23 protein-coding genes are annotated in these 25,944 nt (G+C 70.5%); 12 read left to right on the plus strand and 11 right to left on the minus strand.

The features are described from left to right. Positions 1-110 precede the first annotated feature (110 nt). The gene (gene cbiE, locus ACFQVD_RS07960; protein WP_343973342.1) at positions 111-1,340 is read left to right on the plus strand and encodes a precorrin-6y C5,15-methyltransferase (decarboxylating) subunit CbiE; all 1,230 of its coding nucleotides are present in this window, start codon (positions 111-113) and stop codon (positions 1,338-1,340) included. A gap of 66 nt (positions 1,341-1,406) precedes the next feature. Here cbiE and ACFQVD_RS07965 read toward each other — a convergent pair whose 3' ends face one another. From ACFQVD_RS07965 to ACFQVD_RS07975, 3 genes are all read right to left on the minus strand, one after another. Continuing rightward, positions 1,407-3,245, minus strand: a complete 1,839-nt coding sequence (locus tag ACFQVD_RS07965; protein WP_343973345.1) for a glycoside hydrolase family 15 protein — start codon at positions 3,243-3,245, stop codon at positions 1,407-1,409. Between the two features lie 146 nt (positions 3,246-3,391). Next, positions 3,392-4,333 (minus strand): siderophore-interacting protein, encoded by a 942-nt coding sequence (locus ACFQVD_RS07970; protein WP_364152833.1) that lies wholly within the window; start codon positions 4,331-4,333, stop codon positions 3,392-3,394. Between the two features lie 90 nt (positions 4,334-4,423). Then, positions 4,424-5,359: a CHAP domain-containing protein gene (locus ACFQVD_RS07975; protein ID WP_343973351.1), complete on the minus strand. Its 936-nt coding sequence runs from the start codon at positions 5,357-5,359 to the stop codon at positions 4,424-4,426. A gap of 385 nt (positions 5,360-5,744) precedes the next feature. Between ACFQVD_RS07975 and ACFQVD_RS07980 the strand changes: the two genes are divergently transcribed. Further along, a complete protein-coding gene (locus ACFQVD_RS07980) occupies positions 5,745-6,194 on the plus strand; it encodes a hypothetical protein (protein ID WP_030911451.1) in 450 nt (149 codons plus the stop codon). A 5-nt stretch (positions 6,195-6,199) separates the two neighbouring features. On the opposite strand, the gene speB is transcribed toward ACFQVD_RS07980, so the two are convergent. Continuing rightward, positions 6,200-7,225, minus strand: coding sequence for an agmatinase (gene speB, locus ACFQVD_RS07985; RefSeq protein WP_343973359.1), 1,026 nt, complete (start codon positions 7,223-7,225; stop codon positions 6,200-6,202). Between the two features lie 363 nt (positions 7,226-7,588). Beyond that, the gene (locus ACFQVD_RS07990; RefSeq protein WP_084195352.1) at positions 7,589-7,756 is read right to left on the minus strand and encodes a DUF3073 domain-containing protein; all 168 of its coding nucleotides are present in this window, start codon (positions 7,754-7,756) and stop codon (positions 7,589-7,591) included. 292 nt (positions 7,757-8,048) lie between these two features. Between ACFQVD_RS07990 and ACFQVD_RS07995 the strand changes: the two genes are divergently transcribed. Genes ACFQVD_RS07995 through ACFQVD_RS08005 form a run of 3 tightly spaced genes read left to right on the plus strand, consistent with a single transcriptional unit; the run spans position 8,049 to position 10,335 of the window. Further along, entirely contained in the window at positions 8,049-8,249 is a 201-nt protein-coding gene (locus ACFQVD_RS07995) for a hypothetical protein (protein WP_343973367.1), read from the plus strand. Positions 8,250-8,251: 2 nt separating this feature from the next. Beyond that, a complete protein-coding gene (locus ACFQVD_RS08000) occupies positions 8,252-8,587 on the plus strand; it encodes an ArsR/SmtB family transcription factor (protein ID WP_343973370.1) in 336 nt (111 codons plus the stop codon). Further along, the gene (locus ACFQVD_RS08005) at positions 8,584-10,335 is read left to right on the plus strand and encodes a SulP family inorganic anion transporter (protein WP_343973373.1); all 1,752 of its coding nucleotides are present in this window, start codon (positions 8,584-8,586) and stop codon (positions 10,333-10,335) included. Before ACFQVD_RS08000 ends, ACFQVD_RS08005 begins: the two co-directional genes overlap by 4 nt. A 90-nt stretch (positions 10,336-10,425) precedes the next feature. Here ACFQVD_RS08005 and ACFQVD_RS08010 read toward each other — a convergent pair whose 3' ends face one another. After that, positions 10,426-11,613, minus strand: coding sequence for an FAD-dependent monooxygenase (locus ACFQVD_RS08010; protein ID WP_343973376.1), 1,188 nt, complete (start codon positions 11,611-11,613; stop codon positions 10,426-10,428). 85 nt (positions 11,614-11,698) lie between these two features. Continuing rightward, on the minus strand, positions 11,699-12,544 hold the full coding sequence (locus tag ACFQVD_RS08015) for a fumarylacetoacetate hydrolase family protein (RefSeq protein WP_343973379.1): 846 nt from the start codon (positions 12,542-12,544) through the stop codon (positions 11,699-11,701). A 249-nt stretch (positions 12,545-12,793) separates the two neighbouring features. Here ACFQVD_RS08015 and ACFQVD_RS08020 point away from each other — a divergent pair, with 249 nt between their 5' ends. Beyond that, positions 12,794-15,109 (plus strand): phosphoketolase family protein, encoded by a 2,316-nt coding sequence (locus ACFQVD_RS08020; RefSeq protein ID WP_343973383.1) that lies wholly within the window; start codon positions 12,794-12,796, stop codon positions 15,107-15,109. Positions 15,110-15,194: 85 nt separating this feature from the next. On the opposite strand, the gene ACFQVD_RS08025 is transcribed toward ACFQVD_RS08020, so the two are convergent. After that, positions 15,195-15,482, minus strand: coding sequence for a Fe-S cluster assembly protein HesB (locus tag ACFQVD_RS08025; protein WP_343973386.1), 288 nt, complete (start codon positions 15,480-15,482; stop codon positions 15,195-15,197). Positions 15,483-15,596: 114 nt separating this feature from the next. Further along, positions 15,597-16,970, minus strand: coding sequence for an FAD-dependent oxidoreductase (locus ACFQVD_RS08030; protein WP_343973389.1), 1,374 nt, complete (start codon positions 16,968-16,970; stop codon positions 15,597-15,599). Between the two features lie 429 nt (positions 16,971-17,399). Between ACFQVD_RS08030 and ACFQVD_RS08035 the strand changes: the two genes are divergently transcribed. The 4 genes from ACFQVD_RS08035 (at position 17,400) to ACFQVD_RS08050 (ending at position 22,397) form a co-directional block, all read left to right on the plus strand. Next, positions 17,400-18,773, plus strand: a complete 1,374-nt coding sequence (locus tag ACFQVD_RS08035) for an ABC transporter substrate-binding protein (RefSeq protein WP_343973393.1) — start codon at positions 17,400-17,402, stop codon at positions 18,771-18,773. Between the two features lie 72 nt (positions 18,774-18,845). Further along, on the plus strand, positions 18,846-19,763 hold the full coding sequence (locus ACFQVD_RS08040) for a carbohydrate ABC transporter permease (protein ID WP_343973396.1): 918 nt from the start codon (positions 18,846-18,848) through the stop codon (positions 19,761-19,763). Between the two features lie 15 nt (positions 19,764-19,778). Then, positions 19,779-20,759, plus strand: a complete 981-nt coding sequence (locus ACFQVD_RS08045) for a carbohydrate ABC transporter permease (RefSeq protein ID WP_343973399.1) — start codon at positions 19,779-19,781, stop codon at positions 20,757-20,759. Positions 20,760-20,798: 39 nt separating this feature from the next. Beyond that, positions 20,799-22,397, plus strand: coding sequence for a glycoside hydrolase family 13 protein (locus ACFQVD_RS08050; RefSeq protein WP_343973402.1), 1,599 nt, complete (start codon positions 20,799-20,801; stop codon positions 22,395-22,397). A gap of 110 nt (positions 22,398-22,507) precedes the next feature. On the opposite strand, the gene ACFQVD_RS08055 is transcribed toward ACFQVD_RS08050, so the two are convergent. Both ACFQVD_RS08055 and ACFQVD_RS08060 read right to left on the minus strand, forming a co-directional pair. Further along, positions 22,508-23,677, minus strand: a complete 1,170-nt coding sequence (locus tag ACFQVD_RS08055) for an MFS transporter (RefSeq protein ID WP_343973406.1) — start codon at positions 23,675-23,677, stop codon at positions 22,508-22,510. Between the two features lie 77 nt (positions 23,678-23,754). Then, entirely contained in the window at positions 23,755-24,513 is a 759-nt protein-coding gene (locus tag ACFQVD_RS08060) for a DeoR/GlpR family DNA-binding transcription regulator (RefSeq protein ID WP_343973409.1), read from the minus strand. Between the two features lie 57 nt (positions 24,514-24,570). On the opposite strand from ACFQVD_RS08060, the gene ACFQVD_RS08065 reads away from it, so the two are divergent. After that, entirely contained in the window at positions 24,571-25,554 is a 984-nt protein-coding gene (locus ACFQVD_RS08065) for a helix-turn-helix transcriptional regulator (protein ID WP_343973412.1), read from the plus strand. Positions 25,555-25,773: 219 nt separating this feature from the next. Then, positions 25,774-25,935 (plus strand): hypothetical protein, encoded by a 162-nt coding sequence (locus tag ACFQVD_RS08070; RefSeq protein WP_343973415.1) that lies wholly within the window; start codon positions 25,774-25,776, stop codon positions 25,933-25,935. The last annotated feature ends 9 nt before the right edge of the window (positions 25,936-25,944 follow it).

Raw genomic sequence — 25,944 nt, forward strand, 5'->3', positions numbered from 1 at the left:
GGTGCACGGCTGACCGGTGCCGGGTCCGGCCGTGATCCGCGGCCGGACCCGGCACCGGGCTAGCATGTCGCCCGGTGGAGCGGTAGAACGGCATCGGGAAGGGGTGGGTGATGTCTGACCTCGTCACCGTCGTCGGCATCGGAGCCGACGGCTGGGCCGGGCTCTCCCAGGAGGCGCGGCGCGAGCTGCACGCCGCCGAGGTCCTGATGGGGAGCGCACGGCAGCTGGGGCTTCTCCCCGAGCCCGGTGCCGAGCGCGTCGTCTGGCCCTCCCCACTGCTGCCCGCCCTGCCCCGGCTGATCGCGCCCCATCGGGGCCGTCGGGTGTGCGTGCTGGCCAGTGGCGATCCCATGTTCCACGGCATCGGCGCGACCCTGGTACGGCTGCTCGGTGCCGACCGGGTCCGAATCCTGCCGCACCCCTCGTCGGTCTCCCTGGCCTGTGCCAGGCTCGGCTGGGCGGTCGACCGGGTCGAGGTGGTCAGCCTCGTGGCGCGTCCCGTCGAGGTGCTGCACCCCGCCGTCCAGGACGGTCGCCGGGTCCTGGTCCTCAGCGCCGACGGCCGCACTCCGGCCGGGGTCGCCGGGTTGCTCACAGCCCGAGGTTACGGCGCGAGCGCGATGACGGTCCTGGAAAGGCTGGGCGGCGCCGAGGAGCGGGTGGTCTCCGGTGCGGCCGGTCAGTGGTCCCTGCCGGTGGCCCACGCTCTCAACGTCGTCGCGGTGGAGTGCCGTGCCGATGCCGGGACCGTTCCGCTGCCCCGGCTGCCCGGCCTGCCGGACGAGGTGTTCGAGCACGACGGCCGGCTCACCGGGAGCGAGGTACGCGCGGTCGTCCTGTCCAGGCTGGCCCCCACCCCGGGCGAGCTGCTGTGGGACATCGGTGCGGGGGCGGGCGGCATCGGTGTCGAGTGGATGCGTGCCCATCCGGAGAACCGGGCCGTCGCGGTGGAGTCAGACCCCTCGCGGGCGGCCGTGATCGCCCGTAACGCCGCGGCGCTGGGAGTTCCCGGTCTCGACGTGGTGACCGGTGCCGCCCCTGCCGTGCTCGCCGGGCTGAAGGCTCCGGGAGCCGTCTTCATCGGCGGTGGGGTGACCGTTCCCGGGGTGGTGGAGGGCTGCTGGGAGGCGCTGCGACCGGGCGGCAGGCTGGTGGCCGGCGCGGTGACCGTCGAGGCGGAGGCGGTTCTGGCCTCCTGGCAGGGGGAACTCGGGGGAGACCTGGTCCGGCTGGCGATCAGCAGGACCGCCCCGGCCGGTGGCTTCACCGGCTGGCGGCCCATGGCGCCCGTCACGGTCTGGACCGTGGTCAAGCCGCCGGTCCGGGAGGGCACCCGCTGAGCGGCCCGGCTGGCCCGAGGCTTCTCGGTGGTCCGGCTCTCGGCGCCCGCCCGCCGTGGCCGGGGGTCAGCCCAGGGCCTGGTCGAGGTTGAACGCGGCGCTGATCAGCGAGAGGTGGGTGAAGGCCTGCGGGAAGTTGCCGAGCTGCTCGCCGGTCTGCCCGATCTCCTCGGCGTACAGGCCGAGGTGGTTGGCGTAGGTGAGCATCTTCTCGAACGCCAGCCGTGCCTCGTCCAGGCGCCCGGCGCGGGTGAGCGACTCGACGTACCAGAACGAGCAGATCGAGAACGTGCCGTCCTGCCCGTGTAGCCCGTCCGGGCTGACCGAGGGGTCGTAGCGGTAGACCAGCGAGTCCGAGACCAGGTTCGCGCCGAGCGTGTCGAGGGTGGACAGCCACTTGGGGTCGGCGGGGGAGATGAACTTGGTCAGCGGCATCATCAGCACCGAGGCGTCGAGGACGTCGTCGTCGAAGTGCTGGATGAACGCCCGCAGCTGCTCCGACCAGCCGCGCCGCATGATCTGCCGGTAGATCGCGTCGCGGGCCAGCTGCCAGCGCTGGGTGGCGGCGGGCAGGCCGCGGTGGGCGGCCATCCGCATGGCCCGTTCGATCGCCACCCAGCACATCAGCCGCGAGTAGACGAAGTCCTTGCGCCCGCCCCGGGTCTCCCACACGCCCTCGTCCGGCCGGTCCCAGTTGTCGCAGACCCAGTCCACCAGGAGGTGGACCTCCTCCCAGAGGTCACTGGAGATCGGCCGGTGCCACTTGTCGTAGAGGTAGACCGAGTCGAGGAGAGCGCCGTAGATGTCCAGCTGGAGCTGGTCCACGGCGGCGTTTCCGACGCGCACCGGGGCCGAGCCCCGGTAACCCTCCAGGTGGGCCAGCTCGACCTCGGGCAGGTCGGTGCGCCCGTCGATGCCGTACATGATCTGCAATGGCCCGGAGGGGCCGCCGCAGTCGTGGCTGACGTGCTTGGACAGGAAGTTCATGAACGCCTCGGCCTCCTCGCCGAAGCCCAGCCTGAGCAGCGCGTACACGCAGAACGCCGAGTCGCGGATCCAGACGTACCGGTAGTCCCAGTTGCGCTCCCCGCCGATCCGCTCGGGCAGGCTGGTCGTCGCGGCGGCCACGATCCCGCCGGTGGGCGCGTAGGTGAGGAGCTTCAGCGTGAGCGCGGAGCGGTGCACCATCTCCCGCCACCGGCCGCGGTAGCGCGACGCCGACAGCCAGCGGCGCCAGAACGCGACGGTGGCGGTGAACTGCTTCTCGGCCTCCTCGATCGGGCACGGGCGCGGGGCCAGGTCGTCGCTGAGCCTGTCGAGGGCGAACACCGCGCACTCTCCCTCGTTGAGCTTGAACTCCGAGCGTATGTCCTGACCGTCCGCCTCCAGGGTCGCAGTGGAGGAGAGGGTCAGGCGGAGCGACGGTGATTCGAAGATCGCTCGGCCGTCCCGCATGCTCAGGGCGTGGGACTGCCTGCCGTAGTCGAACCTGGGAGCCACCCGTGCCCGGAACGGCAGGGATCCCCGTACGCATCTCACCCGCCGGATCAGCCGGTGCCGGTCGCACTCGCCGGGGTCGTCGACGACCGGCATGAAGTCCTGGATCTCGCCCACACCGTCGGTCGCGGAGAACCGGGTGATCAGCACGTTGGTGTCCGGGAAGTAGAACTGCCTGGTCCTCGCGGGCACATCGGTGCCCAGCTCGAACGATCCGCCCCGGGTGGTGTCCAGTATCGAGCCGAACACGCTGGGCGCGTCGAAGCGCGGGCAGCAGTACCAGTCGATCGTGCCGCCGGTGTCCACCAGCGCCACGGTGCGCAGATCGCCGATCAGTCCGTGGTCGGCGATGGGCAGGTATCCGGTGGTTCCCGCCGGGTCGTGAAAGTCGGGCCGTGCTGCTGTCATGTCGGCCCTCCCAGGCCGCGAGCCGGGCGTCCCATGCCCTCAAGCTACGCGGCCCGGACGCCCGGTCGGCTCCGTCCCGGGTCAAGGAGTCGGCAGGTTTTCGGGCAGGGAACGGCAAAGGCCCCGCGGGGCCTCTGCCGCCGGGGTCAGGCGCTCTCCGCGCGTCCCAGCCGCCAGTAGCCCATGAAGGCCACCGAGGAGCGGTCGATCCCCGCCTCGCGTACCAGGTGGCGGCGGAGCAGCTTGACCATTCCCGCCTCGCCCGCCAGCCAGGCGTACAGGCCGCCGGTCGTGGAGGAGTCCGGGACCTCCCAAAGGATCTCCGCGTCGACGTCGACGTCCTCCAGCGGGGCGGCGGCATCGGGGGCGGTGCCCGCCGGTACGGCGAGTGCGCCCAGGGCGTCGCGGACGGCGGGAACGAGCAGGTCGCCGTGGCGGGCCCCGTCGCGGGGCAGCCAGGTGACCCGCACACCCGGGCGGACGTCGAGGGTGAGCGCGTCGGCGGCCTCGGGGACCTCCAGCAGCACCGTGGCGGGCACGGAACCGGAGAGCGACTCGGCGATCGTGGTGATGGCGGGCACGGCCGTCTCGTCCCCGGCCAGCAGCAGGTGCGTCGCCCCGGCGGGCGGCGCCCACTCCTGGCCGCCGGTGGGGCCGGGGTAGGCGGCGTTGGGGCCGACCACCACGACCCGGTCTCCGGGGGTCGCGCGGGTCGCCCACCGGGACGCGGGGCCGGTCTCGCCGTGCAGGACGAAGTCGACGTCGAGTTCGCGCCGCTCCGGCCGGACGGCGCGGACGGTGTAGGTGCGGATCGGGTTGCGCAGTTCCTGCGGGAGCGCACGCCACCGCTGGTACCAGTCGTCCCCGTCGCCCAGGGGGGTGAGGCTGCCGTCCGGCAGCGGGAGGATCACCTTGATCCGCTGGTCGAAGCCCTTGTCGGCGAAGCCCGCCAGGTCCTCGCCGCCAAAGGTGACCCGGACGAAGCTCGGGCTGAGCCGTGCCGTCCGCAGAACCTCCACGTGGTGGCCCCGGTAGACCGGAACCCCCGCTGCCCGCTCCAGGGTCTGCTCGCCGCCCGCTGTCATCATGCCGCCTTTACTGGGAAGTGCCGTTCCCAGTAACTTAGCTTTGCCTAACCTTATTAATCAACCGCGGGTCCGTGCTCGCCGGCCGGGAGGTCACGCGGCCCGGCGCGCCTCCGCCTCGGGGGCCGGAGTCTCGAGGGCTCGGGTCTTGGGGGCGGGGGTCTCGGGGGCAAGACCGGTGACGGACCGCGGGCGATCCGCGCGGTACGGCTCGTGCGCCCAGTCCGGTCTGCTCACCCGGAGCGTCTTCGGGCCGCCGGCCCGATCCTGTTCGGACGCCCCGGCCGGAAAGAGCGAGGCCCCGCCCCGGGACCCTCCACCGGTCCGCCGTTCCGCCCGCCCGTTCCTCCTGCGGTGCCGTCCCGCCGAGACGCGGGGACGCAGCCGGGACAGGACGAACGACGTGCCGAGGACGAAGGTCAGCAGCCCCGCGACCACGGCCGTCTCCATGGAGACGGGGAGCGTGCCCGAGGCGTCGGTCAGGGTGGTGGAGGCCGGGGCGAGTGCCGGGCGGACCTCGATCCGGCCGCTCTGCTGCGGTGCGGTGTCGTCCTTTTTCGCCAGCTGCTCCTTGACCTTGCGCGGCAGGCCGTAGCCCACGACCTTGCTCTGGTCGCGGGTCTTGCGCTTCAACCAGACCCGGTCGACGTTCCCCTCGATGGTGTGGATCGTTCCACCCTCGACGCTCTCGACGACACCGACGTGGTCGATCCCCTTGATGTCCTTGCCGCCCGACCAGTCGAAGAAGACCAGGGCGCCCGGCTCGGGCGTCCGCGACCAGGCGCCGTTCGTCTCGAACCAGCGGGCCTGTGACGGGGTCCAGGCGAACTGCCCGACGTACTGCTGTACGCCCGCCCGTTCCGCGGCCCAGGCGACGAACATCGCGCACCACGGGGCCGTCTCGTACTGCGGGTCCTGGACCACGTTGGCCGCGTACCACTCGCCGAACTTGCTGTGCCGGCCGGGCCCCTCCCGGTACCCGATCTCCGGTCTGATGATTCTGAGCAGATCGTCACCGATCGGATCCATGGCCGTGAGCCACCCCGTCCACTCTCCTCCGCCCTTCCGCGAAGGGGGCGCCGTCCGATAGAGCTGGACTGTATTCGCAGAAAAACCGAGAAGTGAGGCTATTAACGGAAAAAGCAGGCTTGAGGGGCTGTCGGATACCGGATTCGACAAAAGGTGGGAAACCCTGCCATGCACCCCTTAGGATCTTCCGGCGGCCGGGAGCGGACACCGCGAGCGAGAGGCCGCGGCCACCTTCGGGGGAAGCAGGGAGCACACCGGGAGCCGCCCGTGCCCATCGGGTCGAATAGCATGTGATCGCACATGCGCGGCATGCGCGGATGCCGACGCCGAGACCCGGTCTCCCGGTCCGGCGAGAACATCGGACGCGAAGGCGGATTGGGTTTCCATGTTCGACGACAAGACACAGGAGACCCTCCGCCGCCTCCTGGACCTCGCCGAGCACTCCGCGACCCCACAGGCCGAGCGTGCCCTGGCCGTCGCACGGATCCGGGCCCTCATCATGGTGCCCGAGGGCGACGCCCGCCGGGCGCCGGTCACCCCGGCGATGGAGGCCGGGATCCTCAGCCGGGTCAGGCCGCTCGCCCACCGGGTCGAGGAGGACCTGGTGAACGCGGTGCACGGGGACCTCTACGCCTTCAGCACCCGCTACCGGGTGATCGGCGAACTCGCCGAGGAGATCGCCCTGCTGCTTGAGCGCTGGAGCGCCGCCGTACCGCAGAAGCGTCACCGGCACGAGGAGGCCGTCAGGCTCGCGGCCGCCAAGCTCGTCTACCTGCTGGAGCGGCGCGACCTGTTCCGCAAGCCCAGGTGGGGCAACCGCCCGAGAACCAGGTAGACCTCTCAGCGGTCCGGGCGGTCGGCGAGCAGCGGAAGCAGCGGGTTCCACGCCGTACCGTCCCGGGCGTCGCGCCGCCGCCGGGCGATGGCGCTCAACGCCTCGAGAACCACGCGGTTGGCCAGCGCTGCGGTGATGTCCGCGTGGTCGTAGGGCGGGCTGACCTCCACCACGTCGACTCCGACGACCGGTAGCTCCAGGCAGATGCGCCGCACGGAGTCGAGGAGCTGGCGCGCGGTGATGCCGCCGGGCTCGGGCGTTCCGGTGCCCGGCGCGTGACCCGGGTCGCACACGTCGATGTCGACGGACAGGAAGACACCGTCGCACTCGTCGGTCGCGATGGCGAAGGCCTCGGTGAGGCACTCCGTCAGGCCGCGGTGCACGATCTCGGTCATCTCGTACGAGCGCATCGAGCGCTCCGCCATCCAGTCCAGCGTCTCCGGCGGCGGCCAGTAGCCGCGCAGGCCGATCTGCAGGAACCGGTCGCCGCGCAGCGCCCCCGACTCGATGAGCCTGCGCATCGGCTGCCCGTGCCCCCACAGCGAGCCGAACTCGATGTCGCCGGTGTCGGCGTGGGCATCGAAGTGGATCATCGAGATCCGGCCGTGCCCCAGGACGTTGGCCACGCCCTTGGCGTCGGGGAAGGCGATCGAGTGGTCACCGCCCAGGACCACCGGGATGGCTCCGGCTCGGGCCACCTTCTCGACGGCGGCCTCCAGCGCGGACAGCGAGGCCAGAATGTCGCCGGGCGGCATCTCGACGTCACCGGCGTCCAGGACGCGCAGGTCGCGCAGCCCGTCGGTGCGCAGCGCCAGGCTGGGACGCGCTCCGTCGTGCGGCAGGTAGTCGGTCATCCGGATCGCCTGCGGCCCGAAGCGCGCTCCCGGCCGGTGCGAGGTACCGCCGTCGAACGGCGCCCCCACGATCACGATGTCGGCGCCCGCATAGCTGGCGGGGTCGTCCAGTGAGCACCGGCCGACGCCGAGGAAGGTGATGTCGGGCCCGAACTGGGCCCCGTAGCGGTTCGTCAAGGACTCTCCGGCGCACGCGATGGGTGGTGGCCGTGGCCCAGGGAGACTTTCCGCCTCGGCGAGGCGTGACCTCGCGGGAGCCGGCGATTCTTCCCGGGGCCACGGCGTGTGAACTGGCGGATCCCGGCGTCCGGGGGGAAGGGCAGCCGGTCACCGTCTTGATGAGGTGGAACCCGCCAGAGCTCTCCGTCGACGCGCCGTGCGGGGGGTGTGACCCGCCGTTGCGGCGGTATCGCACAACCGTGACGGTAAGCAGCTCTGCCAGGTCGCCTCAATGATGTTGCAGGATGTTGCGCGGGATTCGCCGTCGTACTCGGGGACACGGGCCGTTCCCTCGATCCGCGAAGTCCCGCGCAACCAGCCCTACCTGCCTGTCGGCTCGCCGACAGGGTCGTCGGCCTCGCTCTCCGGCGCGGTATCGTCACCGGCGCCCAACTCCTTACGCAACCGGTCAAGATCCATGCTGTGGCTGCTGTACTTCAGCTCGCGAGCAACCTTTGTCTGCTTCGCCTTGGCTCGGCCCCGTCCCATTGGCTGTACTCCCTCACGCAGGCCGTGCTCGGCCTCTCGTCACTGTCGCATCGCCGGCTGGCGCGCTCTGACGCCGCAGGTCAGCCCGCGGTAGCCGCACCAAGTATCCCGCTTGGCGGTCGATCCGTCATTGATCGGGCCCGACCGGCCGGGGACCTGTGGAAAACGGCTCCCGCCATCATAGCCAACGTCATTACGATTTGAAGAATTATGCAATTTGGCACATCATCAGGAAGGGTGTGCCGGTAAACCGGGCGCCGGGGGATGACCTGATCCACGGGAGGTGGGGGGCGTGAGCGAGAGCGAGTTCGCGGCGGAGTTAAGGGCGCGCATAGCCGATGTCGACGACGAGTTGGAGCTCATGCGCCGGGACTCCGACGATTACGCGGTCGAGGTCCTGACCGGTCGCCTGGAGAACCTGCTGCGCATCGCCGCCCGGCACGGCGTCGATGTACGACCCCCCGGTGGCGGGCCAGTCGCCGGGGCCGCGTGATCATGCCGGTGCCACTGCACCAGGCCAAGGCCGAGCTCTTTCGCACCCTCGGCCATCCGGTCCGTGTCCGGGTGCTGGAGCTGCTGCAGGACGGCCCCCTGCCGGTGCGGGATCTGCTGAGCGCCATCGACGTCGAGGCGTCCAACCTCTCCCAGCAGCTGGCGGTGCTGCGCCGTGCCGGGCTCGTGACCGCCACCCGGGAGGGCGCCACCGTCGTGTACGTGCTCTCCACCCCGGATGTGGCCACCCTGATGTTCGCGGCGCGATCCATCCTGACCGAGTTGCTCGCCGAGCAGGGTGAGCTGCTCGCCGAACTGCGCGCCGAGGCTCGCGGGTGAGCGCGTCCACCGCCGCCGGACGATGGTGGGCCCGCCTGTCGGACCTGCTGCCCACTCGCGCCGACTGGACACCCGCACGTCGCGATCCGCGGCGGGATCTGCTGGCCGGGCTGACCGTGGCGGTCGTGGCGCTGCCCCTCGCGCTGGCCTTCGGGGTCAGCTCGGGGATGGGGGCCCAGGCAGGCCTGGTCACCGCGATCGTCGCCGGGGCGCTCGCGGCGGTTTTCGGCGGAAGCAACCTGCAGGTCTCCGGGCCGACCGGCGCGATGACCGTGGTGCTGTTGCCGATCGTGCACCAGTTCGGCGCACCCGGTGTGCTGATGGTCGGACTGCTGGCCGGGGTGGTGCTGGTCGGGCTCGCGGTGGCCAGGGTCGGCCGCTACGTTCAGTTCATCCCCACCTCGGTCATCGAGGGGTTCACCGCCGGGATCGCCGTGGTGATCGCGCTACAGCAGGTGCCCGCCGCCCTCGGGGTCTCGGGAGTGGACGGGGAGCAGGTCTGGCGGGTGGCCGCCGAGGCCGTCGCCCGTTTCGCCGCCGCCCCCGACCCGGTGCCCGTGGTGATGGCCATGGCGGTGGCCGCCCTCATGCTGGTCGGCACCCGTCTGCGGCCCGGCCTGCCCTTCTCGCTGATCGGTGTGGCGCTGGCGACGGTGGTCACCGTCTTCGCCGGCCTTGATGTCGCCCAGGTCGGAGCGCTTCCCACAGGTCTGCCCGCCCCCTCGCTGGGCTTCCTCGACACCGGCGCGATAGCCGCGCTGCTTCCCTCGGCGCTGGCCGTCGCCGCGCTGGCGGCCCTGGAAAGCCTGCTGTGCGCCTCCGTGGCCGACGGGATGAGCGTCAACGAGAGACACCACCCCGACCGCGAGCTCTTCGGCCAGGGCATCGCCAACCTGGCCGTGCCGCTGTTCGGCGGCATCCCGGCCACCGCCGCCATCGCCCGCACCGCGGTCAACGTCCGCTCGGGCGCCCGCTCCCGCCTGGCCGCGCTCACCCACGCGGTGGTGCTGGCGGTGATCGTGCTCGCGGCCTCCGGAGTCGTCGGGCACATCCCGCTGGCGGCGCTGGCCGGTGTGCTGCTGGCCACGACGGTGCGGATGGTCGAGGTCGGCTCGCTGCGCGCCATCGCCCGCGCGACACGTGGTGACGGGCTCGTCATGCTGCTCACCTTCGTCGTCACGGTCGCCGTGGACCTGGTGACCGCGGTCGCCGTCGGCATCGGTACGGCGATCGTCCTGGCGCTGCGCGCCATCGTCAGGAACGCGCAGGTGCAGCGGGTGCCGTTGGAGAGCGGTGACCACAGCGAGGAGGAGTACCGGCTGCTGCGGGAGCACATCGTCGCCTACCGGTTCGACGGGCCGCTGGTGTTCGCCGCCGCCCATCGTTTCCTGCTGGAGCTGTCGGAGGTCGCCGACACGCGCGTGGTGATCCTGCGCATGTCCCGGGTCTCCACTCTCGACGCGACCGGGGCGCGGGTGCTGGGAGAGGTGATCACCGATCTGGAACACCGCGGCGTCGCCGTGCTGCTGTCCGGCATCCGGCCCGGTCACGATCAGGTACTGGCCGCGCTCGGTGTGGCCGACCATCTGCGGCACGACGGCCTGATCTTTCCCGACACCCCCGCCGCCATCATGCACGCCCGCGACCTGCTCACCGCCGCCGAGAGGCAGCCGCCGTCGAGGGCGTCCACCGTGACGTCCACCGTGACGTCCACCGAGCCCCGGGACGAGGTCGCGGCCGGACCGTGAACGGCCGGGCGCGCCGCTGAGCGCCCCGGCCGCCCGACGGAGGCTCCGACGCCGGGCCTGGGGCGTACCGGAGCGTGCGAACCGGCCGCCTCAGCCAGCCATGATCGTCTCTGGGTCGTGGCCGTAGAGCCAGGCGTTCTGCCGGAGCGGATCGCCGCCGGCGAAGGCCGCGTCGCGCTCCAGCTGGGCGGGCCCGTCGGGCAGGTGGTTCTGCACCTCGCGGCCGCGGCTCATCAGCTGCACCTGCGAGGCCCGGGGCCGGCGGATCTCCTCGTAGCGGACCAGCGCCTGCGCCACCGTCTCGCGGGTGGCGGCGCGCAGGCAGCTCGCGAGGACCACCGCGTCCTCGACCGCCTGGGCGGCTCCCTGGCCGAAGAAGGGCAGCATCGAGTGGGCGGCGTCCCCCAGCAGGGCCACCCGCCCGGACGTCCAGCGCTCCAGGGGACTGCGGTCGTACAGGGCCCAGCGCCTGGTCTCGGTGGCCGAGGCGACCAGCTGCCTCAGCCGCGGGTCCCAGGTCTCGAACTCGCGTGCCAGGTCCTCGATCCGTCCCTCGGCGGTCCACGACTCGACACGCCACTCACCGGCGGGCACGATCGCGACGATGTTGATCAGCTTTCTGTCCCTGATGGGGTAGTGGACGAAGTGACGGCCCGGGCCCAGCCAGAGCGTCTGCACCCGGCGTAGCGCCAGCTCCGGCGCGTGCTCGGCCTCGACCAGGCACCGGTAGGCGCACAGCCCGGAGAAACGCGGCGGCTCCTCCTCGACGACCGCGGGCCGCACCACCGAGTGGATGCCGTCTGCGCCGATCACCCCGTCGGCGGTCACCGTCGTCTTCTCGCCCCGGCTGTCGGTGAGGACCAGCTCGACCTCGGGGCCGTCCTGGCGCAGGGTCTCCAGCCTCCGATCGGCCCTGACCGCGTCCGAGGGCAGTGCCTCCAGCAGCATCTGGAGCAGGTCGGCCCGGTGCGCGACATAGCAGTCGGCGCCGTACAGCCGGCGGCACTCCTCGCCCATCGGCTGGGAGAACAGTACCCGGCCGTCCTGCCAGCGCCGGAACTCCCAGGCGGCCTCCAGCGGCACGGCGAAGGACGCCAGCCGCTCGCCGAGCCCGGCCCGCGCCAGGGGACGGACCATGTTGGGGCCCACCACGATCCCGGCGCCGACCTCACGCAGCTCGGCGGTCTGCTCGTACACGACCGCCTCGACACCCGCCTGCCGCAGCAGCAGGGCGGCGGCCAGCCCGCCGAGGCCTCCGCCGATGATGGCGATTCTCACTCAGGGGTTCCTCTCCTCGAACGGCGTCTCGTTCCGGCGCACCGCGATCTGGAAGCGCACCGGCCGACACGCCCGCGACGTCGTTTCAGCTCTCCGGCCAGGCCACGATCGGGTTGCGCACCGAGCCCAGCCGGTCGATCTCCACCTCGACCACGTCACCGGGTCGCAGGAACCACGCCGGGGTGCGTGCGTGTCCCACTCCCGAGGGGGTGCCGGTCGCCACCAGGTCCCCGGGCAGCAGCGTCATCGTCCGGCTCAGGTGCGCCAGCACCTGCCCGACCGGGAAGATCATGTCCTTTGTGTTGCCGTCCTGGACGACCTCGCCGTTGACCCGGGTCACCAGCCGGAGGCCGCCGGCCGGGTCGCCCACCTCGTCGGCGGTCACGACGGGCCCGATCGGCCCGCTGTGGTCGGAGTTCTTGCCGAGCGTCCACTGCGCGGTCAGCCGCTGTGCCCGCCGGGCGCTCAGGTCGTTGAAGACCGCGTAGCCGAACACCCCGGCGAGCGCGGTCTCCGCGTCCACGCACCGCATGGCCGTACCGACCACCGCGACCAGTTCGACCTCCCAGTCCAGGCCCGCCTCGTCCGGCGGCACCGGCACGGGTGTCCCGTCGACCGCGAGCGACGTCGTCCACCGTCCGAAGATCGTCGGTGTCTCCGGGGTGGAGAAACCGCCTTCCGCGGCGTGTTCGCGGTAGTTCAACCCGACGCACAGCACCCGTGCGGAACCGGTCACCGCCGGAGCCAGGCTCAGTTCGCCCAACGCGAGCTCACCCGCGGGCTCGCCGGTGGTGAGCTCGCGCGCCCTGGCGGTCCAGCCGGGCAGGTCCTCGTAGAACTCGCTCACCTCGGCCAGCGGCGCCACCCGGTCGGTGCCGGTCAGCACTCCCACCCGGACCTGACGACCATCCCGGAACCCGACAAATCTCATCGTTCACTCCCGACGTTCCCGGCGAGGGGAACCATCGCATCCTCGAACACCGCCACGGCGCCATCGGCTCGCCACGGAGATCTTCGTACATTCCACCTCAATACGGTAATGGGACAGAGGACACAGATGATCACGGTGGTGTGGAGATCTCGGCTCCGGCCCGGTGCGGGGGCGCTCGTGCCCGGCACACGGGGCGAACACGTCCGCCAGGTCGAGATTGGAACGCCTCCATGGAGGAACTGTCGATGTATGGACGCACTCGCGCACGTCGACGCCTACTGGCGCGCGGCCAACTACCTGTCGGTCGGTCAGATCTACCTGCTGGCCAACCCGCTGCTGACCGAGCCGTTGCGACCCGAGCACATCAAGCCCAGGCTGCTGGGGCACTGGGGGACCACGCCGGGGCTGAACTTCTGCTTCGCCCACCTCAACCGGATCATCACCGAACGCGACCAGGACATGATCTACGTCGCCGGTCCCGGTCACGGCGGTCCCGCGGCGGTGGCGCATGCCTGGCTGGAAGGCTCTTATACCGAGAAATATCCGGACGTGGGGCAGGATGCTCGGGGGATGCAGCGGCTGTTCCGGCAGTTCTCCTTTCCCGGCGGCATACCCAGCCACGTCGCGCCCGAGACACCGGGGTCGATCCACGAGGGCGGTGAGCTGGGCTATGCCCTGGCCCATGCCTACGGAGCCGCGTTCGACAACCCGGACCTGGTGGTGGCCTGCGTCATCGGCGACGGCGAGGCCGAGACCGGGCCGCTGGCGGGTAGTTGGCACTCCAACAAGTTCCTCGACCCCGCCTGCGACGGGGCGGTGCTGCCGATCCTGCATCTGAACGGTTACAAGATCGCTAACCCGACCGTGCTGGCCCGGATCCCCGAGGAGGAACTGGTCAAGCTGATGGAGGGGTACGGCTACCGTCCGCACTTCGTCTCCGGCGAGGACCCCGAGGTCATGCACGCGCTGATGGCCGAGACCCTGGATCGGGTGTTCGACCAGATCGCCGACTACCGGCAGGGACGGGCCGACCGCCTGCCGATGATCGTCCTGCGGACGCCGAAGGGGTGGACGGGGCCGCGTGAGGTCGACGGCCTGCCGGTGGAGGGGACCTGGCGGGCGCATCAGGTGCCGTTGACCAGAGTGCGCGACAGTCCCGAGCACCTGGCGATGCTGGAGGAGTGGATGCGCTCCTACCGGCCGGAGGAGTTGTTCGACGGCAGGGGCCACCCGGTGGCGGAGGTCCTGGAGACGGTCCCCGAGGGGCCGCTGCGGATGAGCGCCAACCCGCACGCCAACGGCGGTGAGCTACTGCGGCCGCTGGTGCTGCCCGACTTCCGCGACTACGCGGTCGAGGTGAAGGCTCCCGCCCGGGTGTCGACGGAGCCCACCCGGGTGCTGGGAATGTTCCTGCGTGACGTGATCGCCGTCAACCCCGACAACTTCCGGTTGATGGGCCCCGACGAGACGGCGTCCAACCGGCTGTCGGCGGTCTTCGAGGTCACCGACCGGGCCTGGGACGCCGAGACCCTGCCCACCGACGAGAACCTCGCCAGGGGTGGGCGGGTGATGGAGGTGCTCAGCGAGCACCTGTGCCAGGGGTGGCTGGAGGGGTACCTGCTGACCGGCCGTCATGGGCTTTTCAACTGCTACGAGGCGTTCATCCATATCGTCGATGCGATGTTCAACCAGCACGCCAAATGGCTGGAGGCCTGCCGGAAGATCCACTGGCGGCGGCCGATCGCGTCGTTGAACTACCTGCTGTCGTCGCACGTGTGGCGTCAGGACCACAATGGTTTCAGCCATCAGGATCCGGGTTTCCTGGATGTGGTGGTGAACAAGAAGGCCGAGGTGGTGCGGGTCTACCTGCCGCCGGACGCCAACACGCTGCTGTCGACGGCGGATCACTGCCTGCGCTCGCGTGACTACGTCAACGTGATCGTGGCGGGTAAGCAGCCGGTGCTGGACCTGCTGCCGATGGACGAGGCGATCGCGCACTGCACCCGGGGCCTGGGCATCCTGGAGTGGGCCAGCAGCGATGCCGGCACCGAGCCGGACGTGGTGCTGGCGTGCGCGGGGGACGTGCCCACGCTGGAGACGCTGGCGGCGGCGGCCCTGCTGCGCGAGTGCCTGCCCGAGCTGAGGGTGCGGGTGGTCAACGTGGTGGACCTGATGCGGTTGCAGCCGCCGAGTGAGCATCCGCACGGTATGTCGGACGCGGAGTTCGACACGCTCTTCACCGCCGACAAGCCGATCATCTTCAACTTCCACGGCTATCCGTGGCTGATCCACCGGCTGACCTACCGGCGCCACGGCCATGACAACCTCCATGTGCGCGGCTACAAGGAGGAGGGGACCACCACCACCCCGTTCGACATGGCCATGCTCAACGACATCGACCGTTTCCACCTGGTCATGGATGTCATCGACCGGGTTCCCGGACTGGCGGAGCGGTCGGCGCATCTGCGTCAGCACATGATGGACCGCCGGCTGAGGGCTCGCGCCCACACCCGCGAGTACGGAGAGGATCCCGCCGAGATCCGGGACTGGACCTGGCCGTACTGACCCCGGCCCCGCCCGCGCCGGGAACACGGACGTGCCCCGGTCCCCCTGGGGGCCGGGGCACGCGTGCCGGATCTACGGTGGATGGTCAGTGAGGCTGTTCGGTGACGAGAAACGCGACGCCGCCGCCCTCGTCGACGTCGGCGTCCAGGGACTTGTCGTCCAGCATGTCCACGACCTGCGGGTCGAGGAAGATCCGTGCCCCCGCCGACTCCACCACCCTGTCGGCGGACTCGGGGTGTTCGGCGATCGAGAGCATGAGCGATCCGGTGCCGTCGCTCTGGGACGAGATGCGGACCCCGGTCTCGGGGGAGTCCGTCACCTGCGAGCTGAGATCCCGGATTACCTGGGCTGCGGTGTCCGTCAATGTGAGCATTGCTACTCCTTGTCGGTATCGGGACTTGGATTCCTCGCCCTTGCCCGCTCTCATCCGGCCCAACCATCCACCTGGTTTTTCTTGTGGCCGCGCTGTCCGGGCCGTCCCGGCGGATCAGCCCCTCCGGCCGAGCCGCTCGAGGTGTTCGGCCGCCTTGCGCGCGGCGATCAGGACGGGGTCCCACACGGGGGCGAACGGGGGAGCGTACGACAGGTCGAGGCCGGTGATCTCCTCCACGGTCATCTCGTGCCAGACGGCGATGGCCAGGGCGTCGATGCGCTTGGCCGCGCCCTCCTGGCCGACGATCTGGGCACCCAGCAGCCGGCCCGTCCCCCGGTCGGCGATCATTTTGATCTTCATCCGGCGGGCGCCGGGATAGTAGCCGGCGCGCGTGGTGGACTCCATGATCTCACCGACCGGCTCGAACCCGGCCCGTGCCGCCTCCGCGGTCGTCAGGCCGGTCCGCGCCACCTCGTACTCGCAGATCTTGGACACCGCGGTGCCGACGACCCCCGGGAAGGAGGCGTGGCCGCCGCCGATGTTGATGCCCGCGACACGTCCCTGCTTGTTGGCGTGGGTGCCGAGCGCGATCGCGACGGGCTGCCGGGAGACCAGGTGGAAGGTCTCGACGCAGTCGCCGGCGGCCCAGACGCCCTCCGTCGGGGTCCGCATCCGCCGGTCGGTCCTGATTCCCGAGGTCTCGCCGACCTCGATGCCGGCCGCCTCGGCCAGCGCGCTGTTGGGCCGGGTGCCGAGTCCCAGGACGACCAGGTCCGCCGGCAGGGTCAGGTTCTCGGTGCGGACCGCGGTGACGTGCCCGCCTGACTCCTCGAATCCCTCGACGCGCTCGCCGAGGTGCACCCGTATGCCCAGGTCGCGCAGTGCGTCGGCGATCAGGGCGCCCATGTCCGGGTCGAGCGTGCTCATCGGCTGGCCGGCGGCGTCGACCAGCGAGACCTTCAGGCCGCGCCGCACCAGCGCCTCGGCCATCTCCAGGCCGATGTAGCCGCCGCCGACCACCACCGCCTCGCGCGGCCCCCTCTCCAGGGCCCGCAGCAGCGCGATGCCGTCGTCCAGGGTCTGCACGCCGTGGATGCCCCCGGCGCCGGCCCCGGGCAGGTCGGGGCGGCCGGGCACGGCGCCGGTGGCGATGACGAGCTGGTCGAACGGCTCCCAGCCGAGGTCGCCCTCCTCGTCGCGTACGGCCACCGCGCGCCGGTCGAGGTCGATCTCGACGGCCTCGGTGCGCAGCCGCAGATCTATGTCCAGCGTGTCGCGGAACACCTCCGGGCGCCGGCTGACCAGGGACTCGACGTCGGTGACCTCACCGCCCACCAGGTAGGGGATCCCGCAGGCCGAGTAGGAGGCGTGCGCGCCCTTCTCGAGGGCGACGATCCGCAGGTCATCGGGCCCGCGCCGGTCCCTGGCCTGGGAGGCGGCACTCATTCCCGCGGCGTCGCCGCCGATCACCACCAGTCGCTCCGTCATCGTCTCCCCCTCGTGGACCGTCGATGCTACGGCTTCCACTGTGTGATGTGCTCAAACGGCCATCTCGCCACGTCGTGCCCGCGCGCTTCTTCGAGTGTCCACGCGTGTCCCCGCGGGGAGCGGGCACCGCTCCCCGCGGCCTGGGCTCTTCCCCCGAACTCCCCGTGCGGTGCGGCTTCAGGCAACCGCTTTCTGAAAGTTCTGACAAGAAAACGACGTCATCAAGCATCTTCTTGCAGCTGGATGACGTCATTCTGTGCCGTCTCGACATATCCGCAGGTCAGGTTGGGTTTTGGTTCGCGGCGAGGTGTTACGGCAAGATGGCTGACCAATCACTGTCACTTTTTTGCATCTGAACTGACGGAGTCTTGCTACTTCCTGCACGTATCTATATGTTTCTCGCAACCGACCCGCCAAGGAGTGCCTCGGATGAAATCCCCCAAGCTCTCGATGCTGCTCGCCGCAGCCATCGCGCTCACCGCCACCGGTTGTGGCAGCGACGACAGCGGATCCAAGGCCGCCGAAACCAGTCCGAGCGCCGCTGGGGCCGATGCTCCGGTCACGATCTCCGTCGGCTGCCAGCCGCCGAAGAGCAACCCGCTGGAGCGAACCGCCTGGGACGAGGACGTCGCCGCGTTCCAGAAACTGCATCCGAACATCACGATCGACAGCAAGGACGCCTTCCCCTGCATCAACCCGGACACCTTCCAGGCGAAGCTGGCCGGCGGCACGATGGAGGACGTCTTCTACGTTTACTACACCGATGTCAAGAAGATCATCGCCGCGGGCCAGGCGGCCGACATCAGCCCGTACGTCGGCGGCGTCACCAGGCTGGGCGACCTGCGGCCCGACGTCATGAGCATCTTCAAGGAAGGCGACAAGATCTACGGCCTTCCCAGGAACAACTACTCCATGGGCCTGGTCTACAACCGCAAGCTGTTCACCCAGGCGGGTCTCGACCCCGCCGCACCGCCCAGGACCTGGGCCGAGGTGCGAGAGGCCGCGAAGAAGATCTCCGGACTTGGTGCCGGATATGTCGGATTCGGTGAGTACAGCGCCGGCAACACCGGCGGCTGGCACTTCGCCGCCTCCCTCTACGGGCGGGGCGGCGAGATGGTCACCCCCGACGGCAAGACCGCGGCGTTCAACAGCCCGGAGGGCAAGGCCGTCCTGGAGAACCTCAAGACCATGCGCTGGACCGACGACAGCATGGGCGCCAAGCAGCTCCTCCAGTGGGAGGACCTGATGCGGATGATGGGCGGCGGCAAACTCGGCATGATGATCGGCGCCCCGGATGTCGTCCAGACGGTCAACAACGACTTCAAGGGCAAGTTCGAGGACTACGGGGTCACCGCCCTGCCCGAGGCCAGGGCCTCGCTCAACGGCGGCGACGGCTACATGATCAACCCCAAGGCCACGCCCGAGAAGATCAAGGCCGCCATGCTGTGGCTGGAGTTCCATGAGCTGACCCCGGGCCAGGGCCAGTTCAACTACGCGCGCAGCAAGCAGCAGGGCCGCCCGGTCGGCCTGCCGATCCCCGACCTGTACGGCGACGCCGCGCCGGGCAAGGAGATCACCGAGCTGCGCAAGGCGAACGCCACGGTGCCGGTGGAGAACTTCACCCCCTTCGTGGAGGGGTCGGCGACCATCCAGAACAAGCTGGAGCCGCCGAAGTCCCAGGAGCTCTACGCGATCCTCGATGTCCCCATGTCGGCGGTGCTGACCAGGCAGGACGCCGACATCGACAAGCTCCTGGCCGACGCCGAGGCCAAGGCCAACAAGGTGCTGGCGAAGTCGAGCTGATCTTCTGCCCTCCCGGGGTGCCGGTCCGTCGGCCGGCACCCCGGCATTCATGTCGAAATCGGGAGTCGACCGATGACCACAATGACCGTGAAAGGTGCACGGCGGCGGGGACCGGGGGCGTTCCGGCGTGGGCTGCAACGCAACCTGACCGCCTACGGGTTCCTCTGCGCGGCGCTGATCTGCTTCGCCTTCTTCTCCTGGTACCCCATGGTGCGGGAGGTTCTGCTCAGCTTCCAGCAGACGAACTTCGTCGACGAGCCCACCTGGGTCGGCCTGGAGAACTTCCGCACCGTGACGGAGGACTCGGCGTTCGCCGACGCGTGGCTCAACACCCTCGCCTTCACCGGCCTGGCACTCGTGTTCGGCTACGTCATCCCCTTCGTGGCGGCGATCGTCCTCAACGAGCTGCGACACGCACGGGCCTACCTGAGGTTCATCGTCTACCTTCCGGTGATGCTGCCGCCGGCCGTCGGGGTGCTGCTGTTCAAGTGGTTCTACGACCCGGGCGCCGGACTGTTCAACCAGATCCTGGAGCTGGCGCGCCTGCCGGCCCTGAGCTGGCTGGACTCCACGGACACCGCGCTGATCTCCCTCGTGATCGTCTCCACCTGGATGAACCTGGGAACCGGCACGCTGATCTACCTCGCCGCGCTGCAGAGCATCCCGAGTGAGCTGTACGAGGCCGCCGAACTGGACGGTGCCGGGCTCTTCAAGAGGGTCTGGCACGTCACGATCCCGCAGACCAGGCTGATCCTGCTGGTGATGCTGCTGCTGCAGATCGTGGCGACCATGCAGGTCTTCATCGAGCCGTACCTGCTCACCGGCGGCGGCCCGGAGAACGCGACGCTCACCGTCGCCTACCTCATGTACCAGTACGCCTTCAACTTCGGCGACTTCGGCGCCGGAGGCGCGCTCGGGCTGATGCTCATGGTCGTGCTGATGGTGTTCTCCGCCTTCTACCTGCGCCTGTCGCGGGACAACCAGAGCTAGGGAGGAGCCGAGCCGATGTCGAACCTCACAGTCCACCCACCTCGCCCCGCCCCCGCCCGGCCGCCGGAGCGGGGCTCGGGGAAGAAGGCCGGGCGGACGCGTGCGGCCAGGGAGGCGCCCAGGGAGTTTCGCAGCCTGGTCTCCCCGCACACGCTCAACACCCCGCGCGGGCGGCTGGTCTACCGGATCACGCTGACCCTGGTGGTGGCAATCTTCACCGCCGTGTTCGTGTTCCCGCTCTACTGGATGGTCACCGGCGCGCTGAAGACCCCCGAGGAACTGGCACAGATCCCGCCGAGTTTCTTTCCCGGCTCCTTCGACTTCGGGGTGTACGCCGAGGCGTGGGACCAGCTCGACCTGGGACTCTTCCTCACCAACACCGTCGTCTACGCCGGCGGCGCCTGGCTGTTCACGCTGGCCATCGACGTCTCGGCCGCCTACGCGCTGTCCAAGCTGCGGCCGGTGCTGGGCAACGTGGTCCTGGCGCTGATGCTGGCCACGCTCATGATCCCGCCGATGGTCATCCTGCTGCCCGCCTACCTGACGGTCAAGGACATGCCGATCTTCGGCTGGGACCTGCTGAACACCCCGTGGGTGATCTGGTTGCCCGCGGCGGCCAACGGGTTCTTCATCTTCCTGCTCAAGCGGTTCTTCGACTCGATACCCCGGGAGTTGCTGGAGGCCGCCCAGATCGACGGCGCCTCTCCGGCCCGCATCCTGTGGTCGATCGTGCTGCCCGTCTCCCGGCCGATCCTCGGAGTGGTGTCCATTCTCTCGGTGGTCAACGTCTGGAAGGATTTCGTCTGGCCGCTGCTCGTGCTGCCGGACGGGGACAAGATGACGATCAGTGTGGGCATCGCCTCGCTCTCGGCGCAGATGCCGCAGAACGTGCTGATCGCCTCATTGGTGATCGCGAGTATCCCGACCATGGTGGTCTTCTTCATCTTCCAACGCAGCATCATGGCCGGCCTCACGGCCGGCAGTCTCAAGGGCTGACCTCGTTACCCACTTTCAACCGCAAGGAGTTGTTCCAGCATGTCCGGCAGCACCTTCCCGGGAGCGACCCCGGACCCCGAAGCATGGTGGCGGGGAGCCGCGATCTACCAGGTCTACCTCCGGAGCTTCGCCGACGGCAACGGCGACGGGGTCGGCGACCTCGCGGGGCTTCGCACCCGCCTGCCATACCTCTCCGACCTGGGCATCGGTGCGATCTGGCTCAATCCCTGGTACCCCTCGCCGATGGCCGACGGCGGGTACGACGTGGCCGACTACCGGGACATCGAGCCATCGTTCGGCACGCTCGCCGAGGCGGAGGAGTTCATCGCCGAGGCGCACGCCCTGGGTATCAAAACGATCACCGACATCGTCCCCAACCACGGCTCCGACCAGCAGAAGTGGTTCGTGCGGGCACTGGAGGCCGGGCCCGGGTCGCCCGAGCGCGAACGCTTCCTGTTTCGCGAGGGCCGGGGGGCGAGTGGTGAGCTGCCGCCCAACGACTGGCAGTCGATCTTCGGCGGTCCCGCGTGGACCCGGGTCGCCGACGGTCAGTGGTACCTGCACCTGTTCGCCCCCGAGCAGCCCGACTTCAACTGGGCCAACCCCGAGGTCGTCGAGGAGTTCCACGACGTGCTGCGCTTCTGGTTCGACCGGGGGGTGGACGGCATCCGGATCGACTCGGCCGCCCTGCTGGTCAAGGAGATGGACAGCGAGGGAGGGGAGGAGGCGTACACCGACCTCGACGGCGTGCACGACATCTACCGGGGCTGGCGCCGGGTGGCCGAGGAGTACGACGATCGGATCCTGATCGGCGAGGTGTGGCTGCCCGACCAGGAGCGCTTCGCGCTCTACCTGCGCCCCGACGAGATGCACACCGCGTTCAACTTCGACTTCCTGGCGTGCGCCTGGGACGCCGCCGCGCTGCGCCGGTCGATCGAGGAGACCCTGGCCACGCACATCCCGCTGGGCGCGCCCCCCACCTGGGTGTTGTCCAACCACGACGTGACCCGCCCGGTGACCAAGTACGGCAGGGCCGACACCTCCTTCGACCACGCCGACCGCAAGCACGGCATGCCGTCGGATCCGGTGCTGGGCGAGCGACGGGCCCGCGCGGCCGCGCTGCTGGCGATGGCGCTTCCCGGCGGGCTCTACGTCTACCAGGGTGAGGAACTGGGGCTGCCGGAGGTGGAGGACCTGCCGGATGAGCGGCGCCAGGACCCGATCTGGGCCCGTTCCGGCCACACCGATCCCGGCCGTGACGGCTGCCGGGTGCCGCTGCCCTGGTCGGGTGACGAACCGCCGTTCGGGTTCGGTGCGGGGCAGCCGTGGCTGCCGCAGCCGCCGGAGTGGAAGGCGCTGACGGCCGAGGTGCAGGCCGCCGACCCGGCGTCCATGTTCACCCTCTACCGCACCGGGCTGCGTCTCCGTCGTGAGCTGCTCGGTGACGGCACGCTGGCCTGGCTGGAGGCGGGGGAGGGGGTGTTGGCCTTCCGCCGGGAGTCGGGCCTGATCTGCGTGGTCAACCTCGGCGCGGAGTCGGTCTCCCTGCCGGAGCACGAGTCGGTCCTGCTGGCCAGCGGCCCGCTGGAGGGGGACAGGCTCCCCTCCGACACCGCCGTCTGGCTCCGCCAGGCCTGATCCCCTTCGAAGGCCCGGGACACGGCGTCGCCGACCGGCCGTATCTCGCTCGGCCGGTCGGCGACGCCGTGTCCCGGTGGCCTGGCGCGGGACCCGCCCGCTATTTTGATCTACTTTGTAAAGGGCGTGGCTCTGAGCGCTCCCGCGGCCAAAGCGACAAGAAAGGCCAGCAGGGCGGGGATCGCCAACGCAAGAGGCAGGCCCATCAGCTCGGCGGCACCCCCAATCAGCACGGGTCCGGTGAGGAATCCCGCGTAGCCCAGGCTCGACACCCGGGCCAGCGCCTGTCCGGCGCGAGCCGGGTCGCGCCGGCCGGCCGCGGAGAAGACCTGGGGAACGATGCAGGACAGGCCCGCCCCGAAGCAGCCGAAACCGATCACCGCGGCGACCTGATGGTCGGCCAGCAGAGCCAGGCCGAGTCCGGAGGCGGCCAGCGCACCGCATGCGCGTACCAGGTTCACCGGTCCCAGCCAGGCGGCCAGCCTGTCGCCGGCGAACCGGCCGGCGGTCATCATGACCGAGAAGGCGGCGTAGGCGGCCGCGGCGAACCCGTCGGAGCTGCCGAGGCTCTCGTTCAGGTAGACGGAACTCCAGTCGGCCGCGGCGCCTTCTCCGATCATGCAGCAGAAGGCCAGGACACCCAGCAGCATCACCCCTTCACCTCTGCCGGACGCCGGCTCCGTTCCCGAGGGGACGGCCTGTGCGGTCAGGGGGAGCGCCCAGCGGGCCGCCCAGAGCGCGAGCGCGGCGATCACCGCGGCGACCGCGGCGAACGTGGCTCCCGGGCTGAACGAAGCCTGGGCGAGCAGTCCTCCGGTGGTGGCGCCGAGAAACCCGCCGATGCTGAACACCGCGTGGAAGGACGACATGATCGGCCGGCCCGTGGCCTGCTCGACCTCGACGGCGTTCGCGTTCATCGCGACGTCCAGGGTGCCGTGCGCCGCGCCGAAGACGAACAGCGCGATGGCGAGGCCGGCCAGGTTCGGCATATGGGCGGGCAGGACCAGCACCACGCTCTGGGCGAAGGCCATCGGCAGCATCACCTTGACGCTGCCGTAGCGGTCGACCAGGTGGCCGACCACCTGCATGCCGGCGATCGCCCCGGCGGCGATGCCGAGCAGCGCGACGCTGAGTTCGCCCTCGCTCAGTCCCAGTCCCTGCTTGATCGATGGGATGCGTGCCGTCCAGGTGCCGATGGCCATGCCTGAGAGCAGGAAGAGCAGGTAGACGGCCACCCGGCCGCGCAGCAGCGCGGTCCGGTCGAGGGGGGTGACGCGCATGGGGGAGGGCTCCAGTCAAGTGGTGCGGATCAGGTCGGGCGGTTCGGGCCGTGCGGCAGGGGCTCCGGCCGGGCGGGTCAGACGGCGCGGACGGCGACGCCTGCCGCGATCATGGCGTCGTGCTCGGCGGGGGGGAGCGCGGTGTCGGTGACGACCATGTCGAGACGGTCCAGCGGGCAGACCGCGCCGAACGCGGTGCGGGTGAACTTGCCGGAGTCGGTGGCCGCGACCACGCGCCGGGCGGAGGCGATCGCGGCCTGCTTGACGGCGACGTCGGACAGGTCGTGGGCGGTGAGGCCGTGTTCGGCGGACAGGCCGCAGCAACCGATGACCGCGGTGTCGAAGCGCAGGGAGCGGATGGCGTTCTCGGTCAGCGGGCCGGTGAGGCTCAGCTCACCGGGGCGGACCTCCCCGCCGGGCAGCACCAGGCGGATCCGGGGGGCGGTGCTGAGCTCGGCGGTCACCTGCAGGCAGAGCGGCAGGACCGTCAGGCGGCGGTCACGGATGGCGCGGGCGATCTCCAGGGAAGTGGTGCCGCTGTCGAGCAGCACGGCCTCGCCGTCGGCGAGCAGGGCCGCGACCTCGCTCGCGATCCGCCGCTTGGCCTCCACCGCCTCGCGTTCGCGGACCACGAAGGGCGGTTCCTCCCCGCGTAGCAGCAGACTCACCGCGCCGCCGCGGACCCGCCTGACCACGCCCTGCTGGGCGAGCTCGTCGAGGTCGCGGCGGATGGTCATCTCCGAGACGGCGTGTTCGACCGCTAGCTCCGCGACGGAGACGGCGTCGCTGGCGCGTAGCGCCGACATGATCGCGCGAATGCGATTGTTACCTTCCACGTGTTCATTTGAACATGGTGTGTGTGAGATTGGCAAATGTGCGGAACAATGGCCGCCATGCGCGCGAGTCGTCTGCTCTCCCTCCTGCTGCTCCTGCAGACGCGGGGGCAGTTGACGGCCACCGAGCTGGCCAGGGAGCTGGAGGTCTCCGTCCGCACGGTCTACCGCGATGTCGAGGCGCTGTCGTCGGCAGGGGTGCCGGTCTACGCCGACCGCGGGCCCGCCGGTGGATACCGCCTGCTGGACGGCTACCGCACCCGCCTCAACGGCCTGACCGCCGAGGAGGCCTCCTCACTGTTCCTGGCGGCGCTGCCCGGCCCCGCCGCCGAACTGGGACTGGCCGAGGTGGCGGCGAACGCCGAGCTGAAGATGCTCGCCGCGCTGCCCCCCGAGCCGCGCTTCCATGCCGCCAGGATGCGCGAGCGCTTCCACCTGGACGTGCCCGGCTGGTATCGCGACGCCGACGCGACCCCTTTCCTGGGGGAGGTCGCCGAGGCGGTGTGGGAGCAGCGCCCGCTGCGCATGACCTATCGCCGCTGGGGACCTCGCGACGTCGAGCGCCTGGCACACCCGTACGGCCTGGTCCTCAAGGGCGGGTCGTGGTACATGGTGGCCGTCGCCGGTGAGGGAGGGCCGCGTACCTACAAGGTGGCGCGGATCGTGAGCGCCGAACTCCTGGCGGGGCGTTTCGAGCGCCCCGCCGACTTCGACCTGCCCAGGTTCTGGCAGCGCTATACGGCCGACTTCCGCGAGCGGATGTACACCGGTGAGGCACTGGTGCGGATGGCGCCCGGCACCGAGAAGATGCTGCGGTACACGGTGGGCGCCGAGGTCGCCGACGCCGCGCTCGCCGCCGCGGGCCCGCCCGACGAACGCGGCTGGGTGGTGCTGCGCCTGCCGACCGAGTCTGTCAGGCACGCCCACTGGCTGCTGCTGCGCCTGGGCGCGGACATCGAGGTGCTGGAGCCGCCCGAGCTGCGCGAGCGGATGGCCGCCACCGTCGCCGACCTGGCCGTGCTGTACGGTCCGGGTCCCGGCTGACCTCGCGTCCACACCTCGGTTCCGGCCGGCGGCCGAGACCCCGGCGGCCCCGGGCGCGGTCAGGGAATGTCTCCCGGGTCGGGGGCATGGGCTGGTGATGACTCCGCGAGGGGTGAGCTCGAGCCGGCCGTCGACGACGACGCCGTCGCCGATCCTGATGCCCGCGTTGCAGGAGCCGCTACCCGGTGACCTGGGCCGCTCCCAAGACCAACGGGGGGCATGCCGGTCCGCGAGCACGCCATCCTCACCTCCCCGCACAGCCGTGTCACCTACGTGCCCGCGAACCAGACGAGCGCGGTCGTCCAGGGACTGAACGCGATCACAGATGTCGCGATGAGTCCTCCCTCGGTGGCCACCGGCCCGATCACCCTCAGCGGCTGACCGGGAAAG

The sequence above is a fragment of the Streptosporangium amethystogenes subsp. fukuiense genome, assembly GCF_042665875.1.
GTDB lineage: Bacteria > Actinomycetota > Actinomycetes > Streptosporangiales > Streptosporangiaceae > Streptosporangium > Streptosporangium fukuiense.

Excerpts from the sequence above, each read along its gene's own strand:
- ACFQVD_RS08030 (WP_343973389.1), bottom strand. The coding sequence starts at position 16,970 with ATGACGGAGCGACTGGTGGTGATCGGCGGCGACGCCGCGGGAATGAGT.
- cbiE (WP_343973342.1), top strand. The coding sequence starts at position 111 with ATGTCTGACCTCGTCACCGTCGTCGGCATCGGAGCCGACGGCTGGGCC.
- ACFQVD_RS08025 (WP_343973386.1), bottom strand. The coding sequence starts at position 15,482 with ATGCTCACATTGACGGACACCGCAGCCCAGGTAATCCGGGATCTCAGC.
- ACFQVD_RS08015 (WP_343973379.1), bottom strand. The coding sequence starts at position 12,544 with ATGAGATTTGTCGGGTTCCGGGATGGTCGTCAGGTCCGGGTGGGAGTG.
- ACFQVD_RS08035 (WP_343973393.1), top strand. The coding sequence starts at position 17,400 with ATGAAATCCCCCAAGCTCTCGATGCTGCTCGCCGCAGCCATCGCGCTC.
- ACFQVD_RS07970 (WP_364152833.1), bottom strand. The coding sequence starts at position 4,333 with ATGATGACAGCGGGCGGCGAGCAGACCCTGGAGCGGGCAGCGGGGGTT.
- ACFQVD_RS07990 (WP_084195352.1), bottom strand. The coding sequence starts at position 7,756 with ATGGGACGGGGCCGAGCCAAGGCGAAGCAGACAAAGGTTGCTCGCGAG.
- ACFQVD_RS07980 (WP_030911451.1), top strand. The coding sequence starts at position 5,745 with ATGTTCGACGACAAGACACAGGAGACCCTCCGCCGCCTCCTGGACCTC.
- ACFQVD_RS07975 (WP_343973351.1), bottom strand. The coding sequence starts at position 5,359 with ATGGATCCGATCGGTGACGATCTGCTCAGAATCATCAGACCGGAGATC.
- ACFQVD_RS08070 (WP_343973415.1), top strand. The coding sequence starts at position 25,774 with ATGCCGGTCCGCGAGCACGCCATCCTCACCTCCCCGCACAGCCGTGTC.
- ACFQVD_RS08045 (WP_343973399.1), top strand. The coding sequence starts at position 19,779 with ATGTCGAACCTCACAGTCCACCCACCTCGCCCCGCCCCCGCCCGGCCG.
- ACFQVD_RS07965 (WP_343973345.1), bottom strand. The coding sequence starts at position 3,245 with ATGACAGCAGCACGGCCCGACTTTCACGACCCGGCGGGAACCACCGGA.
- ACFQVD_RS08040 (WP_343973396.1), top strand. The coding sequence starts at position 18,846 with ATGACCACAATGACCGTGAAAGGTGCACGGCGGCGGGGACCGGGGGCG.
- ACFQVD_RS08000 (WP_343973370.1), top strand. The coding sequence starts at position 8,252 with ATGCCGGTGCCACTGCACCAGGCCAAGGCCGAGCTCTTTCGCACCCTC.
- ACFQVD_RS08055 (WP_343973406.1), bottom strand. The coding sequence starts at position 23,677 with ATGCGCGTCACCCCCCTCGACCGGACCGCGCTGCTGCGCGGCCGGGTG.
- ACFQVD_RS08065 (WP_343973412.1), top strand. The coding sequence starts at position 24,571 with ATGCGCGCGAGTCGTCTGCTCTCCCTCCTGCTGCTCCTGCAGACGCGG.
- ACFQVD_RS08020 (WP_343973383.1), top strand. The coding sequence starts at position 12,794 with ATGGACGCACTCGCGCACGTCGACGCCTACTGGCGCGCGGCCAACTAC.
- ACFQVD_RS08050 (WP_343973402.1), top strand. The coding sequence starts at position 20,799 with ATGTCCGGCAGCACCTTCCCGGGAGCGACCCCGGACCCCGAAGCATGG.